At 49.2% G+C, this 14,591-nt stretch carries 12 protein-coding genes; 4 read left to right on the top strand and 8 right to left on the bottom strand.

The window, feature by feature from the left end; translation table 11 throughout:
• The first annotated feature begins 23 nt into the window (after window positions 1–23).
• Window positions 24–794, top strand: a complete 771-nt coding sequence (locus EL628_RS22615; RefSeq protein ID WP_126582282.1) for a YqjF family protein — start codon at window positions 24–26, stop codon at window positions 792–794.
• An 8-nt stretch (window positions 795–802) separates the two neighbouring features.
• Here EL628_RS22615 and argE read toward each other — a convergent pair whose 3' ends face one another.
• From argE to EL628_RS22585, 6 genes are all read right to left on the bottom strand, one after another.
• Complete coding sequence (gene argE / locus EL628_RS22610) at window positions 803–2,005, bottom strand: acetylornithine deacetylase (protein WP_161975682.1); 1,203 nt, start codon at window positions 2,003–2,005, stop codon at window positions 803–805.
• Between the two features lie 103 nt (window positions 2,006–2,108).
• Window positions 2,109–3,965 carry a glycoside hydrolase family 15 protein gene (locus EL628_RS22605; protein WP_126582280.1) on the bottom strand — a complete coding sequence of 619 codons (1,857 nt, stop codon included), beginning with the start codon at window positions 3,963–3,965 and terminating at the stop codon, window positions 2,109–2,111.
• A 304-nt stretch (window positions 3,966–4,269) separates the two neighbouring features.
• Entirely contained in the window at window positions 4,270–5,253 is a 984-nt protein-coding gene (locus tag EL628_RS22600; RefSeq protein WP_161975681.1) for a WxL protein host-binding domain-containing protein, read from the bottom strand.
• A 224-nt stretch (window positions 5,254–5,477) separates the two neighbouring features.
• Window positions 5,478–6,041 carry a hypothetical protein gene (locus EL628_RS22595; protein ID WP_126582278.1) on the bottom strand — a complete coding sequence of 188 codons (564 nt, stop codon included), beginning with the start codon at window positions 6,039–6,041 and terminating at the stop codon, window positions 5,478–5,480.
• A gap of 277 nt (window positions 6,042–6,318) precedes the next feature.
• On the bottom strand, window positions 6,319–6,852 hold the full coding sequence (locus tag EL628_RS22590) for a GNAT family N-acetyltransferase (RefSeq protein ID WP_126582277.1): 534 nt from the start codon (window positions 6,850–6,852) through the stop codon (window positions 6,319–6,321).
• A gap of 329 nt (window positions 6,853–7,181) precedes the next feature.
• Window positions 7,182–8,300, bottom strand: coding sequence for a hypothetical protein (locus tag EL628_RS22585; RefSeq protein WP_126582276.1), 1,119 nt, complete (start codon window positions 8,298–8,300; stop codon window positions 7,182–7,184).
• Window positions 8,301–8,578: 278 nt separating this feature from the next.
• Here EL628_RS22585 and EL628_RS22580 point away from each other — a divergent pair, with 278 nt between their 5' ends.
• Both EL628_RS22580 and EL628_RS22575 read left to right on the top strand, forming a co-directional pair.
• Window positions 8,579–9,754, top strand: coding sequence for a GNAT family N-acetyltransferase (locus EL628_RS22580; RefSeq protein WP_126582275.1), 1,176 nt, complete (start codon window positions 8,579–8,581; stop codon window positions 9,752–9,754).
• Window positions 9,755–9,767: 13 nt separating this feature from the next.
• Window positions 9,768–10,763 (top strand): 2-hydroxyacid dehydrogenase, encoded by a 996-nt coding sequence (locus EL628_RS22575; RefSeq protein WP_126582274.1) that lies wholly within the window; start codon window positions 9,768–9,770, stop codon window positions 10,761–10,763.
• Window positions 10,764–10,818: 55 nt separating this feature from the next.
• On the opposite strand, the gene EL628_RS22570 is transcribed toward EL628_RS22575, so the two are convergent.
• A complete protein-coding gene (locus EL628_RS22570; RefSeq protein WP_245994377.1) occupies window positions 10,819–12,702 on the bottom strand; it encodes a zinc ribbon domain-containing protein in 1,884 nt (627 codons plus the stop codon).
• Window positions 12,703–13,075: 373 nt separating this feature from the next.
• On the opposite strand from EL628_RS22570, the gene EL628_RS22565 reads away from it, so the two are divergent.
• On the top strand, window positions 13,076–13,507 hold the full coding sequence (locus EL628_RS22565; protein ID WP_126582272.1) for an Hsp20/alpha crystallin family protein: 432 nt from the start codon (window positions 13,076–13,078) through the stop codon (window positions 13,505–13,507).
• A 102-nt stretch (window positions 13,508–13,609) separates the two neighbouring features.
• Here EL628_RS22565 and EL628_RS22560 read toward each other — a convergent pair whose 3' ends face one another.
• Complete coding sequence (locus tag EL628_RS22560) at window positions 13,610–14,587, bottom strand: GNAT family N-acetyltransferase (RefSeq protein WP_126582271.1); 978 nt, start codon at window positions 14,585–14,587, stop codon at window positions 13,610–13,612.
• Window positions 14,588–14,591: the final 4 nt, after the last annotated feature.

The following is a 14,591-nucleotide window of genomic DNA, read 5'->3' as shown; positions in this document are numbered from 1 at the left end:
ACGCTGCTCTAAGGATGAATTTTATGAACGCATCAGCACTTCTACAAGAGATTGCTCATCGCAGTTTACCACTTCCAACTCAGCCCTGGGTGATGACTCAGACCTGGCAAGAGCTGCTTTTTGCCCATTGGCCCGTCAATCCATCGATCTTGCGCCCACTGATTCCTGAACTGCTGGAGATTGATCTCTTTGAGGGTGAGGCCTGGGTGGGCGTGGTGCCTTTCAATATGAGTAATGTCCATCCACGCGGTCTGCCTGCTGTAAAAGGGCTCTCTGCTTTTCCAGAACTCAATGTTCGCACCTATGTGCGTGCCCATGGAGTCCCCGGCGTCTACTTCTTTAGTCTGGATGCAGGTAATCCAATCGCAGTGGCGATTGCTCGCTCGGTCTTTCATCTACCCTATTTCAATGCGATCATGAGAAATCAGTGGGAGGGAGAGAGGCTGCATTATTGTAGTCATCGCACCCATCGTGGTGCTGCCAGAGCTGAGTATGAGGCATTCTATCGTCCTCTGGCCCCTGTCGCGCTCGCGCAGGTACATTCTATTGAATACTGGCTCACAGAACGCTATGCTCTCTACACATTCTCTGGTACAAAGCTCTATCGCGGAGATATTCATCATATCCAGTGGCCATTACAGCTTGCTGAGGCAGAAATACTTCAGAATACGATGGCTCTGGCACAGGGGATTGTTCTACCCGATACGCAGCCGCTCTTCCATTATGCTGAACAGCAAGAGGTCCTGGTCTGGGCCCTGCAACAGGTCAGCGGACCAGGATCACTTCTTCCATAACGTTCACGTTACTCGATACACCACGCATGAATAATGCGCTCGAGCTTTTCAAGGCCCCCAAAAAAGTTTTCTACGGCAAGGCTCTCATTGGGCTGATGGGCTTCAGCAAGCTCACCCGGACCACAGATATAGGAATTGATGCCCAGGCTCTGAAACTGCCCACCGTCAGTCGCATAAGGTGCTCCTCTGGTGATACTCTGACCTATAATCCTGCCAAGGAGCTCGACAAATGGCCCTTCTAACGGCGATTTTAAAGGAGGCACAGCAACCAGGTTCTCTAGAAAAATACCTCCATCCGGCGCTTGCAAACGCACCTCTGGCAGGATCTTCTGTTCAATCTGTTGTTGGACCTGCTGCAAAATCTCGTCGGCAGTATCTCCAGGCGCAACGCGGAGGCTTGCGGTCAGGCGACAGGTCTCTGCAATCATATTTGGAGCCAGTCCACCACTAATGAGGCCATTATTGAATGTGGAGTAGGGCACCTCTGGAAAGAGCTGGATATTCTCAGGCAGGCTCTGTTTTTCCAGTTGCTTCCCTACCTGCTTGATCACTTGCAAAATCTGTCCCATAATATCGATGGCATTCAGACCGTTGCTGGGCAGGCTGCTATGTCCCCCTTTGCCCTGAACGCGCAGATCAAAACTGGCATAGCCTTTATGAGCGGGAAAGATCGCAAAATTTGTTGGCTCTCCAATTAAGGCAATCTCTGGCAGGGGGCATCCTTTGATGACTTCAGGGAGAGTCTGTACCAGGCGGGCCGATCCCTGACCGGCAACCTCCTCATCACAGGTGAAGATAAATACCAGGGGCCGCTTGAGCTGATGGAGCGGTTGCTGTCTGGCAGCCAGGAGTGACTGAGCCAGAAAGATCTTCATATCCGAGACGCCACGGCCAAAGATACGCTTGCCATCGGTCTGCATCTTTAAAGGATCGGTCTTCCAGCCTGGCTGACCCTCAAAGGGCACAATATCCATATGACCGGAGAGGATCAGCCCCCCTGGCTCTGCCGGGCCTACCCATGCTACTACATTCGCTTTAGGCACACCTGCGATTGTTTCAGTGACTATTTGTACAGACATACCTGATGACTCAAGGTAGTTAGCAAGAAATTCAGCAATATTGAGATTGCTGAGTGCGCTGACCGTATTAAAACTGATCAGTTGTCGCGAGATCTCCCAGAGCTCACTCTGCTGAAATTCGGCTCTACTCATAGCTCTTTCCATCCTTGCATACAGTATGATAATTGGCAGCCACTCTTGCTCGTCAGGGAGTAAGTACAGGGGCCTGGCTTATCTTAGCATATTCCTCAGGCCCTTAGCCGAGCAGATCGCCATTGAGAGCACGATCCATGTTATAGCAGGTGCTAATAAGCGCAAGGTGGGTAAATGCCTGTGGAAAATTTCCCAGTGCTTCACCTGCCGGGCCAAACTCTTCCGCATAAAGCCCCACATGATTGGCATAACTAAGCATCTTCTCCAACATCAGACGAGCTTCATCCAACCGTCCCGCCCGAGCAAGGGACTCAGCCAGCCAGAAGCTACAGGGGCTAAAAGTCCCCTCTACGCTCCCAAGACCGTCATTGGCCGCCGCTTGAGGATCGTAGCGAAACACGTGCGAATCACTGGTGAGAACCCGCATGATCCGTTCAATCGTTGAAAGCATCTGTGGGTCGGTCGGGCCAGTAAAACGTGTCAGGACCATGAGCAGTGAGCTCGCATCTACTGCATCGCTGCCATAATACTGCACAAAACTTTTTAGCTCAGAATTCCATCCATTCTGCATAATCTGCTCATAAATCTCTGAGCTGATACGCTCCCACTCATGGATTGGTGCTGGCAGGCCGCGATGACGTGCAATACGCAGAGCTCGATCAAAAGCCACCCAGCTCATCACACGCGAATGCAGAAACTGTCGCGGACCTCCCCGTACTTCCCAGATCCCCTCGTCAGGCTCGTCCCAATGCTCTCCAAGCCAGCCTAACAACTGGCGTATATGACGCCACAGATCATAAGAAATATCCTGGTGACGATCAAAGATGTAGATAGAATCTATCAGTTCACCATAAATGTCTAGCTGTTTTTGCTGATATGCTCCATTTCCAATACGCACAGGCGCACTCTGGCGATACCCTTCCAGATGCTCTAGAATCGATTCGGGAAGCTCATGTTCACCATCAATGCCATAGATTGGCTGTAACGATCCATTCTCTTCCAATTCATGGCAACGCGCATCCAGCCACCCCATAAATGCCTCGGCCTCCTGCGTAAAGCCAAGGGTAAGCAGACCATAAAGGGTGAAAGAGGCATCCCGTAACCAGGTAAAACGATAATCCCAATTCCGGTCTTTGCCCAATGCCTCTGGAAGGCTGGTCGTTGGGGCAGCAACGATGGCCCCTGTCGGCGCATAGGTCAGGAGTTTGAGAACCAGTGCCGAGCGCTGAACCATCTCTCGCCAGCGCCCCTGATATTTACACTGTGACAACCATCTCTGCCAATAGGTCATTGTCTCCTGGAAGTGTTCGTTGTAGTCACAATCACTCATTGGGGCCAGCTGCATTTGATCATGACTTGCGCTTTCCAATACAAAGTACACCACCTGGCCTTCTGAGAGCGTAAATGTCGCATGCACACCACCCAGCCCATTCTGCTCCAGAGGAATCGATGAGGAAAGACCCAGGCACATATTCTGACTACAGAAGATGGCACCATGCTCTGTCAATCGAACAGTATGTTCGTCGCGAGCGTAGTTAAAGGCTGGTCGGCAGACTATATCAAATGAAAGCGAGCCTCGTACAACCTGGACCGAACGAATGATATTATGCTGATGCGTCTCACAATCCGAGGTCTGGATCGGCATAAAATCAATGACCTCGCCCACCCCATCGCTGGTCAGGAAACGGGTAATCAGAATATTTGTCTCAGGAAAGTAGATCTGTCGATCTCCCATACGCGTCGTACTATCGATTGTTGGCGAGATGCGGAAGCTTCCTCCCTTATGGGCATCCAGTAGTGCACCAAACACGCTTGGCGAATCAAAGCGAGGAAGGCAACACCAGTCAATCGAACCATTTTTCCCTACTAATGCAACGGTATGGAGATCCCCAATGATGGCATAATCTTCTATTGGTTGATATGATCTCGATTGATTCGGTTCAGGGCATCTATACTGCATAACCTGCTGCGCTCCTCACTGGCTCGCTCGTCTCTTATTAAGAGTAAAGCAAAGATAAAGCGACCCACAAATCTGGGACAACGAAGAGTAAGATAGACAGGCACTAGATTGTTTTTGTCATCGCAGTCAAGTCAGTTGATGTACCTTCCATAGATGACTCTCTCCTTCTTACGCTTCCAATGCACACTTCTCCTGACTCAATAACGCTCCAGGCAGCACAACCTGAGCCTTTATACTACCTTACTACCTATGCTATCACAGCTGGCAAGAAAAGCTTTGATCAGTTTTTTTTACTGCCACATACTCAAGATCTTCGTTTTGAGCTCCGACGCCCCAGATAGAAGGCCACCGCAAGCACACCAGCAAAAAGTATGCTGATGCTTATCCCCCCAACCAACCAGAACGGTTGCATCGAAAACCCACTCTCTGTAGGAGGCTGTAACGGAGTGTTTTGCGGCGAAAAGGTCTTACGTACCTCATCTTTAGTAATAGTAAAATCTTTTGTGAATTTTAACGTATGGTTCTCTCCATACTGGAGGGTTAGATCTGCCTGATAGGTTCCAGCTCCTAATGCTTGCTTCTGAATCTGAAACGGGTAGTTAATGGCAGTCTGGGGTAAAAATGTCCCCATCTTTACTGGTACATTCTGCAATGGCTGCCCCTGATCATTGCGAATCACCAGTGTCCCCTGGGGTTTCAGCATCACATTTCCCATATTGTGCAAACCAATCACAACCGTCTGAAATCCATTGGCACCGCCCTCGTGAACATCGGTTGCCTGAAGATCCTCTTGTAGCACACCTGGGAGGTTAACCTGTACAGCCACGATGGTAAGATGCCTTAATTGCACACCAAATGGTGCATTCTGTGCACTGGTCTGGGTAGTCGTAGTACCCGTCGGAGAATCGAGTGCAGCCACAATGCCTCCAACGTGATTGCCAGGGCGCACATTCGCTGGAATATCCACCGTAAAATCTACGATCTGCGACTGCGATGGCTTCAACGTCAATCTGGTTGTAGTGAGATGCAGCCAACTTCCCACATCCTGTCTGGTGACAGATCGATCGGGATACACAACCCCGCTATCCTCACCAGTCATCCCATCCACAGTATAAAGGGTAACGAGACCGATTGCGGTTCCTGCATTCACAACGAGAACGCGCCCTTGTATCTGCTTGCCAGGCTGGCTATCAAAAACAAAATAGGTGTGAACCGAAGAAGAATGAGGCAGAAGTGGCTTGAGGGCAATGGTAGCAGTGCCACCAGAAGCCAGGGTCTGATTGAACATGAAGGAACAAGTCCCTATCACCAGCATAATATTTAATGTAAAGGCGACTATCAACCGCCGATAGAAAGAATGACAGTAGATCTGCTCGTACACCTCTATCCTCCCCTCACGACAATACATCTATCGAACGCTTCCATACGTGCTAATCAACTATGTAAACAACCTATGTACAGACAGAAGAAGGTAGTTTCTCGCCTTTTTCTTCTGTCTGTAGAGAGGCAAAACTACGGTCCAGTAGCAATCGATAACGTCACTGTACTCAGATACGTGCCCAGATTTGCCGTTGATGGAATAGCAACAGCAATAGTCGGAGTGACCGTAAAGATACCTCGAGCAGTGGTTGTGTCAAAGAACACTACAGGTGTAGGTGGTGTTGTACCAGCGGGAACGGCTGGCAAAGTTGATACAGTGTTTGTAGGGGTATTAAGGGAGCACGACCCCAGAACTGTACAGGTTGCAGTCACGCCTGTAATAGTTGATGCAGTTGTAGGTAAGGTATTCCCACCAACCGCAGTAGCAAAAGTTGTTGAGGTAATACTTAATTTCCACCCACTACTGCCACCAGTCAGATCGCTCACGGTGATGGGAATAGTGTAGGTTGCAGTAGAGCCTGGACTTCCAGTGAAGGCCTCAGCCACAGGTGCAACTTCAGTCAGAAGGCCAGCAATAATAGCTCCGGTCACAAGGGGACCATCGGCGAATACTGGCTGCACACTCACAATGAGTGCAAACAAGGTAAGAACGAAACCAATGCTCAGGCTTCTCACAAGAACTTTGATCCGATTCATGTACATCACGACCTTTACACAAATTTTTCATAAACTTGCTTCTCGCAAATCTATATAAAGTATATATTTGGTAAAATAATAGAAGTTCTCTAATAAGATTTTGTTGATGTTTTATCCAAGACAGGAGGTGCTATTTGCAGTAGCAGTTGTGTAGGAGAAAAAATTGGTCCTGCATCCTTTAGGGAAACGATGAGCTTGATAGAGCCAATGCTCACCTTTGGAATAAAATGTGAATGGAGATAATACTTGTACTGTGTGTTTATTATCCAGGCACACATTATTCTTCAAACTCGCGTTCCAATATATCCATGTAAATCACATCTATGTACTTTCCATCTTTGAATACCCACTCGCGCCGTCGTCCTGTTTCCCGTAAACCCGCCTTTTTGAAAGAAGCGATACCCGCATAATTGTCAGAATGGACGGAAAGCATGATGTTGTGAAGATTCATTGTATTGAATCCATAGCCAAGTATTAACCGAATCGCTTCAGTACCATAACCTTTGCCTTGCTCCTCCTCACCTATAAAAATACCAATGAAAGCATTACGGTTTAGGTGGTTGATGTCATGTAGGCTGATGCTACCAATCAATACATCACCGTCAAGGAGCACTATAGCATAACGATGTACCCCATTTGCAGGCTCAAAAAGCCATTTCAAATCATTTTTCGATGATACTACCGATGAATACTGAGCGTATGTTTTGGCTACTGCCTTATCGTTCAGCCATTTTATGTATTTCTCTGCGTCATCGGTATTTATAGGTGAGAGATATACACGATCACCAGTAATTTTTTTATAATATTTCATTTGCTCAAAATCCTCAAAAAAAACACAATTTATACGCTCACTTTGTCACTCAAAGGCGAACAAATTATAGCATATTTTATTATGACTGTTTTTTATTCTTACCAAGTCAACGAATGATACGCTTTTTTTCTTCCTACCCCTTATCTCATTTCACCCACAAGGACAGGGTGAAAAAATTTGCTGATAGTGATCAAAATATGGCGCGGGGACTCAGAAGCTCGATATTAGAAGCTATGATATCCCGCTTCTGAGTGGACGCAATGGAAAAGTTGGCGCTGTCTCTAGCGATGCTGGTGCTCAGTACCATGTGCAGAGAGATGATCTGGTGATCATAAAGATGAGATCACATTTTTTCCATACCCTGTGATATTGCCTCGTTTATCTCGCTGGATAATATCTCCTTGCTCGGTAATAATGCCTGAATCTATGAGGGCAGTCCTCATTGGTTCTGTTAATTGTAACCAGGTGCGCACCCGCCCTTGAAACTTGCCACCTTCTCCTTTCTCAAACTCTACCAGCTCGCCCACTTCAGGATCTATTCCAATCCGATGTTCCTTATTGCCCTGGATGCTAACCGAATTATTCAAGGCTAACTGCCCATTTTTAGGGGTTATATCAATCTCGTTCATGCCTGTCTCTTTCATTCCAGCTTCATTTTGATCTATTGGATGCTTCATCTGGCTTTCTTCTGTGGAAGAGGTCTCTTTAGATTTTTCCTCGAAATGGTCAATAGCAATCAAGGCGTTTCTAACCATACGCACAACATATTTACTTGCATCGGTCTGGTGACTTAAAAGAGCCCTTCGAGCAGGCTCCACATCTATATGATGTTGATTATAAATAATTTGGCTAATACACTGGGCGGCAACTCCCCGTACGCTACTATCCGAATGCTCTAAGAATTGTAAACAATAGCCTTCAGTTCTTCTCCAGTCAGGATCCAGGAAAGCCAGATTCATGAGCGTCCGTTCGATCTTTAAAGCTTCTCCTGACCGAAAAGCTTGTTCAACTTCCTCGGGAGTAAGAAGGCGTCTTTCTTCGTCCTCCTCCTCTTCTTCACTATCTTCTTCTGGAGGTCTATTACGTACCATTGAAGGATCATGTTTCACTGGTACCTTCATAAAAATCTCAATATCGTCAAGAGCATTATTAACATTCCCTGCGACATATTTTCCGGTATCAGATTGATGACGATAGAGAGCGGGCAAGACAAGATCCAGGTCGAGCTGCTGGTGGATGCGTGCTAGGTGGCCAATGCAAGTGGCTGCCACCATCCTTACTCCTGCATCTGGATGTTCCAATAATTCTAAACAATAGCCTTCAACCTTTTTCCAATCAGAATCATGCAAAGCAAGGTGTACCAGTGTCTGGCAGATCTTGACAATATCATCTGACTGGAATATTTTTTCAGGTTCTTCTAAATTTGACACAATGTCGGCGTCATCCATGACGAATCCCTTCTCTTTCTCAACCCATCTTTGTTTCTAAGGATTACTCTTCGCCTACTGTCTACAAAGCCATCTTCGGAAAGAGCATTTTTTTGATCCTGGTCTAGCTGCGACCAGACCATGTCCAGACTTAAATCATGTTCCAATACGCTGTCGAAATAACGCTAGATCGAGAATATAGTGTACAATTTACTCGAACATATGCATTCGATGCTTACTATTTATGACGTTATTCGATCAAATGTATTCTTTTAGTCTTCTCTTAAAGGAGGCATTCTATGTCGCAGATTCGCCGCGTTCAGGATGATGAGCAGGATACAATTCTCCATCAACAACTCAGCTATGCTTTCTGGCCGACTCCTCTTCCCGCTAAGCAGGATGATCTGGTTATTCCTACCCGTGAGATGCTACAGGAGGCAACAACCTATGTCCTGTTTGAAAATGAGCAACCACAGGCTACTGCCTCGTATTCACCAATGAGTCAGAATATTCGCGGTCGGATCTATCCCACAACGGCTGCTGTCTGGGGAGTCGCTTCTCATCCCGAAGCCAGGCGCAAAGGCTACGCACGACAGGTGATTACTGAACTGTTTCGGGTGATGTATGAAGAGGGGATACCTATTACAACGCTGTATGCCTTTCGCGAATCGTTCTATGTTCGGCTCGGCTATGTGACTTTTCCACTGCGTCATATCGCGACCTTCTCTCCACAAGCCCTTCTTCCTCTGCTCAAACAGAAGCTTGAAGGGCAGGTGCGGCTCTCAACCATCTCCGAAGGTTTTACTATCTATCAAGATTATATGCGAAAACGCCAGCTTACAACACATGGAATGGGCGTTTTCAGTAATGTGGGCAGAGTCGAACTTTTGAAAAAAAATGAGTTCTGGCTGGCAACCGCCTATCTCAATGAGGAACCATGCGGGCTCATGCGTTATAAGCTCGATCCAATCACTGGTGTGATGAATGTGATGGTCTTTTACTATGACAATCAATCTACCAAGTATCTCTTGCTGGAATGGCTGGCGCGTCACGTGGATCAGGCTAAAACGATTGAGATGAGATTGCATCCTGGTGAACTTCCCGAGACATGGTATCCTGATCTCAACGTTCAACTGAGCTCGAAGGATGCTCCGCTGGCTCGTGTGGTCAATGTGTTGGGGCTTGATGGTATCCCCATTGGACCCGGAGCTTTTTCGGCCCAGATCCGTGACCTGTATTGTCCCTGGAATGAGGGGAACTTTCGCTTTGAGAATGCAGAGGGAGTTCTCAAGGTGACCAGATCTGAGCGAGCCGATTTTGAGTTGAGTATTCAAGGACTTTCAGCTCTTCTCTTTGGCACGCATGATCCTGCAAGCTTTGCTCTACGCGAGTGGGGCTCTCCAGATTCGAATGCTCAGGAGACGCTACGGCAGATGTTCCCTCCCTTGCTGCCATATCTTCACGAAACGTTTTAATAAGGAAAATGTGATGACTGTACGACCAACCATTCTCGTAACACAACGCATAGCCGATGTTGCCTATCCCAGACTGGAACAGGTTGGCATTGTTGAGAGTGCAACTGCTGAGGAGAGCATCTGGTCTCACGCCGAATTACTACGGCGTGGACCCTCCCATACCTATCTTCTGAGCACACCTGTTGATAGCATTGATGAAGCCTTCTTAAAGGCCTGTATTGCACAACAACCAGCGCTCCAATTGGTTGCCAATATGGCCGTTGGTTATAACAATATTGATGTGGCTGCTGCTACTCGCCTGGGTATCATCATAACCAATACGCCTGGAGTGCTCTCTGATACGACTGCTGATCTCGCCTTTGGCCTTCTCCTGGCCACAGCTCGCCGGATGGGAGAGGCTGAACGCTTTTTACGAGCTGGCCGCTTTGTGGGGATTCGCCCTCAACTTCTCTGTGGCGCGGATGTCCATCATGCAACGCTGGGCATTATTGGCGCTGGTCGCATTGGACTGACCATGGCCCGACGAGCCAGTGGATTTGATATGAAGATCCTGTACTACAATCGCCAGCGCCTGGCGCAAGAACAAGAACAGCTCTATCATCTGACATATACTCCATTTCAAGAGCTCTTGCAGCAGGCAGATTTTGTAAGTCTTCATCTCCCATATTCAGCTACCAGCCATCATCTGATTGGAGAACAGCAGTTGGCCCTTATGAAACCAACGGGCATCTTGATTAATACGGCACGTGGTCCTCTGGTCGATGAAAAAGCACTGGTGAAGGCCCTCAAGCAAGGGGTGATTGCTGGCGCGGGGCTCGATGTTTTTGAGCATGAGCCTGCTGTTGAGCCTGACTTACTGGCAATGGAGAATGTTGTGCTTCTTCCCCATGTTGGAAGTGCAACTCAAGAAACACGCACACGGATGGCACTGATGGCCTGTGACAATATTATTGCTCACACACAGGGAGAACGTCCGCCCAATATTGTCAATCCCGAGGTTCTCATCTGAAAAGAATTGTTTACAGGCAATTGGACCGTTGCCAAAACACGATACTATGCGAACATTACGCACTTCTGAGCACATTCTTCCTGAGTTGAGAGGTTGAAAGAATGGCAAGCGTTGTTGCGGGATGAGAAGTGCAAAGACGAATGGAATAGGACCAACCAGCATAGTAAACGTGTTTTCCCTTGATAGGGCGGGTAGTGAAACCCTGCGACAGCAACAGTTGTGTCGCACCTTGCCCAATGTATGAGCAAGGCTTAACCTCCTGAGAGGTCATGCGAAACCCTCGATAGGTTCCGGTTTCGCAATAGGTCCGAAGAAAAGCGATGCCTAATGCGGCAATGTTGAGGCTCGCTGCATAGTCGCGTGCCCCGTTCCAGCCACATGCCGGGTTTTCACAGCACAGCCACGCTCCCCAGTCGATGGCCTTGCGCCGATCTGCTGACGCTGGCGAGGCAAACGTTCGAGCGGGCTCGTGACACCGTGGGCACGTGTGCGTTGTGCCGCGAGGTTCCACCGTGCGCGTCCGTATCCCAGCAAGGTAGCACTTGTATTTCAGTACGCGCCACAATTCTCCCCGCACCGTCGTGTTGTTCCGCCAGTTGCGGAATCGCCCACGCACGCCTCTGCCCCGTCCAATCGTTTTGAGGGTGGTCAGGTTCTCGCCACAGATAATGCGGCAATCAAAGAGGAGCGCCAGCAGGATCAGCAGATTTGCCGCCAGGTGGGCCACTTCCTGGTTCCGACGGGCATACATGTCCCAACACTGCCCAATGCGCTTCTCGTATCCCTCTGTACGTGTTTGCCACTCTGCAAAGTGTGGGGGGAGTGGTATGCGCTGCTTCTTAGACGCCTGCTGAGCCTGTTCAATGAGTGTATCGTAGCGTTGTTTACAGGATTTGAGCCTATCGATTTCCCGGCGCAGTCTCGCCTGTTTGCCATCGAGGGCTCCAGTATCAAGAAACACAGGACGGCTCATCTGCCTGGGAGGCTCGCCATCGACATCAGGCTTTTCGAGGATGGAGACGGTGATGAGCGAGCGCACCCCCCAATCAAAACCTAGAATTCGTTTTTCCTGTACCAGATCGGAGACGTATTTTGCGGGAACTTCGAGGATCAGATCGAGCACGACTAGACGTTGCCCGTCATCGCCTCGCACCTCGCGCAAGGTCGGTGCCTGTGTCGTAGCTCCTTGATCAAGATACCCGCAGACCACCTCTGGCAAGGGGATCTCGACGCTCCATGCTCCCCACGCCCACTTGTGCTGCTCATCGGGAGCTTTCAAGCGTAGCCACAGGCTCGCGTTCGTGCACTCTTCATGGCTGGCAAGATCGCAAAAGAGACGGTGTTCGATGCGGGCACGATACGTTTGCCCTTTGAGCATACCATCATCACCCGCAAAGGTGATCTGTCCGGCGGAGTGAACGGGAACGGGTTGAAGCTCTGAATAGGTTTGGGGGAACGTGCCGGTTCGCAAAAAGACGTTGCACGCCTGCTCCAAAACATTGGTCATCGCCATAAAGGCATCAACATCCTCACCCTCGTCACGGAGTTGGGTGCGTAAAGCACGAACCTGATCACTGATGGCGCGGTGGTCTTTGCGAGCAGGCCGTTTCTCATCAGCGGGACGGATCAAGGCATCGGTGAGCAGAGGCACCACCGTTTCAAAGATCTGCTTGCGAGTGGCCTGGGCCCGGAGAATTCTGCCAGCGCTCTCCCATTCATTGCGTTGCTGGCGGCTGCCATGCCCATTACGAGTAATAAGATGTTTCTCGACCTGCTTCCAGGCGGGTCCTCGCCGATCAGCTGCAAACAGATCAAGTTGAGGCCACAACTCGCATACAATGGCATTGATTGCACCATGGGAAGCATCAAGCAAACGCAACGCCTCAGCCTGTATGGCTTCGGGCAACCGAATGGGGAATGACAAGCTTTGCGCTTTCAACTGATGATACCTCCTGTAGTGATACCAAGTAAAGTATAGCATGATTTGCTCTTTTTGTCAACTTCAGATACCCCTGTTTTCAATTAATCAGGCGCATGCACTCCAGCTCTTTCGGCCTTCTTAATATATGATAGAGCAGAAGAGCTGGAGTCAGCAAAGCGGCCAGATAAGCTATTCACATCTTCAACAGATCACCTTGATAGCATCAGTATCAAACTTTCTAATATTCCTCTAACAGTTCGCTTACGTTGCTCTAACAGATCCCGATGTATAGTATCCACAGAAAGAAAAATGAACGACGAGAAGTGAAGACAGAACAGCTTCCTTCTTATCAAATAGTAGATAAACACTCTATGCATAAAGGAGAATAGCAATGACAAATGTGACTCGGTACAATCCCTTCTCTGAGGTTGTCTCTCTGCGTGATGCGATGGATCGTCTTTTTGAGGAGAGCGTCATTGCTCCTCGTGGTGGCACTCGCGCAACTGGCGCAAATCTATATGAGACCAGCGAAGGTTTTACGCTTCAGATTCCTATGCCTGGCGTCAAGGCTGAAGATGTGGAGATTACGGTTCAGCAAGAGGTTGTGAGCCTGAAATGGGAGACAAAGTGGCAAGCCCCTGAGGGCGCTCACGTTCACTGGAACGGCTTCCAGTCCGGTAAATATCAGCAGTCGTTTACGCTCCCAGCTCCTATTAACTCAGAGGGTGTGGAGGCCCGCTATACCGATGGCATTCTGACTCTGACCCTGCCAAAAGCTGAGCATGCGAAAGCTCGCACGATCAAAATCAATACGGTTCGTTAACAAACAGGCCCAATAGGCAAAAGACCGCACAATCACTACGACTCGACTCGTGAACGAACAGGCCGCCTTCGCGCATATGCCGAAAGGCGGCTTGTTCTTGCATTATTTTGGGAGTACACGCCAGCTTGTGGCGTATTTACGCCATCTAGTATAGCCATCCTTAGCATAGAAGTCGGTCAGCTCAACCCAATCGATCAGGCAGTTACGCACTCCACGCGCCCGCTGAATGGCACTACCATATGCGACGAGCGCAATCCCAATCCCTCTTCCACGCTCGCTCTCGGCTACTCCAACTGAGCCCATCGCACCTGCATCTTCTCCCAGAAGTCCCTGCCAGATCAATTCTGTACGATGACTATGAGAATTGGGAGCGTAGAGCAATAGTGTACCAATAACCTGGCCCTGTTCATCGCGAGCTGCCAGCAGATCCTGTCTATCGCCCATGGCCACAGCTTCCTGATAGGCGGGAAGCCAATGCGGAAAATGGTGCCCTTCAAAGGCCAGCACATCGGCAACGTTGGCGTCTGTGCACGTCTCCAATGTGATCCGTTCCTGCTGCATGCGCTGGACGATACGCGGAGGAATCTCATAGGTACTCAGATCCTGTACGAGATCATAGACTACCCCGTCCCCATGTTCGGCTTCCCCAAGCGCCCAACCTTGCTTGCGAAAAAAGGCGGTGGCGGTGGGAAGGTTCTCCGGCACGCCACACCAGAAACGTGGTGTAATACTCCCAAGCTGAACGGCGGTAACGCCTGTACCGTACAGATATGCGAGAGCGGTTGCATGAAGCTGGCTGCCCAGTCCCCGTCGCTGTTGATCTGAAGCAACCAATAGCGCTCCTATATGCCCTATGGTCTCACCCTCACGCTGACGTCGAAAGGTCGCGACAAATCCAAGCACACGACCACTCTCGGAACGCGCCACAAAGTGCTGTGGCTGCGATCCAGCCAGCACAAGCTCCAGCCGGTACTGGTTCAACGGCCAGGTCTGCCCAAGGAGCTCTTGCCAGAGTGCTGCAACGGCTGCCACATCATGCTGAGAGCTATACGCTTGAATATCGATCTCTTGCTTTTTCATACTA

The sequence above is a fragment of the Tengunoibacter tsumagoiensis genome, assembly GCF_003967535.1.
GTDB classification, from domain to species: domain Bacteria; phylum Chloroflexota; class Ktedonobacteria; order Ktedonobacterales; family Ktedonobacteraceae; genus Tengunoibacter; species Tengunoibacter tsumagoiensis.
Note: the sequence above shows the minus strand (reverse complement) of the source record. Positions and strands in the feature narration are given on the sequence as shown.

Excerpts from the sequence above, each read along its gene's own strand:
- EL628_RS22615 (WP_126582282.1), top strand. The coding sequence starts at position 24 with ATGAACGCATCAGCACTTCTACAAGAGATTGCTCATCGCAGTTTACCA.
- argE (WP_161975682.1), bottom strand. The coding sequence starts at position 2,005 with ATGAGTAGAGCCGAATTTCAGCAGAGTGAGCTCTGGGAGATCTCGCGA.
- EL628_RS22605 (WP_126582280.1), bottom strand. The coding sequence starts at position 3,965 with ATGCAGTATAGATGCCCTGAACCGAATCAATCGAGATCATATCAACCA.
- EL628_RS22600 (WP_161975681.1), bottom strand. The coding sequence starts at position 5,253 with ATGTTCAATCAGACCCTGGCTTCTGGTGGCACTGCTACCATTGCCCTC.
- EL628_RS22595 (WP_126582278.1), bottom strand. The coding sequence starts at position 6,041 with ATGAATCGGATCAAAGTTCTTGTGAGAAGCCTGAGCATTGGTTTCGTT.
- EL628_RS22590 (WP_126582277.1), bottom strand. The coding sequence starts at position 6,852 with ATGAAATATTATAAAAAAATTACTGGTGATCGTGTATATCTCTCACCT.
- EL628_RS22585 (WP_126582276.1), bottom strand. The coding sequence starts at position 8,300 with ATGGATGACGCCGACATTGTGTCAAATTTAGAAGAACCTGAAAAAATA.
- EL628_RS22580 (WP_126582275.1), top strand. The coding sequence starts at position 8,579 with ATGTCGCAGATTCGCCGCGTTCAGGATGATGAGCAGGATACAATTCTC.
- EL628_RS22575 (WP_126582274.1), top strand. The coding sequence starts at position 9,768 with ATGACTGTACGACCAACCATTCTCGTAACACAACGCATAGCCGATGTT.
- EL628_RS22565 (WP_126582272.1), top strand. The coding sequence starts at position 13,076 with ATGACAAATGTGACTCGGTACAATCCCTTCTCTGAGGTTGTCTCTCTG.
- EL628_RS22560 (WP_126582271.1), bottom strand. The coding sequence starts at position 14,587 with ATGAAAAAGCAAGAGATCGATATTCAAGCGTATAGCTCTCAGCATGAT.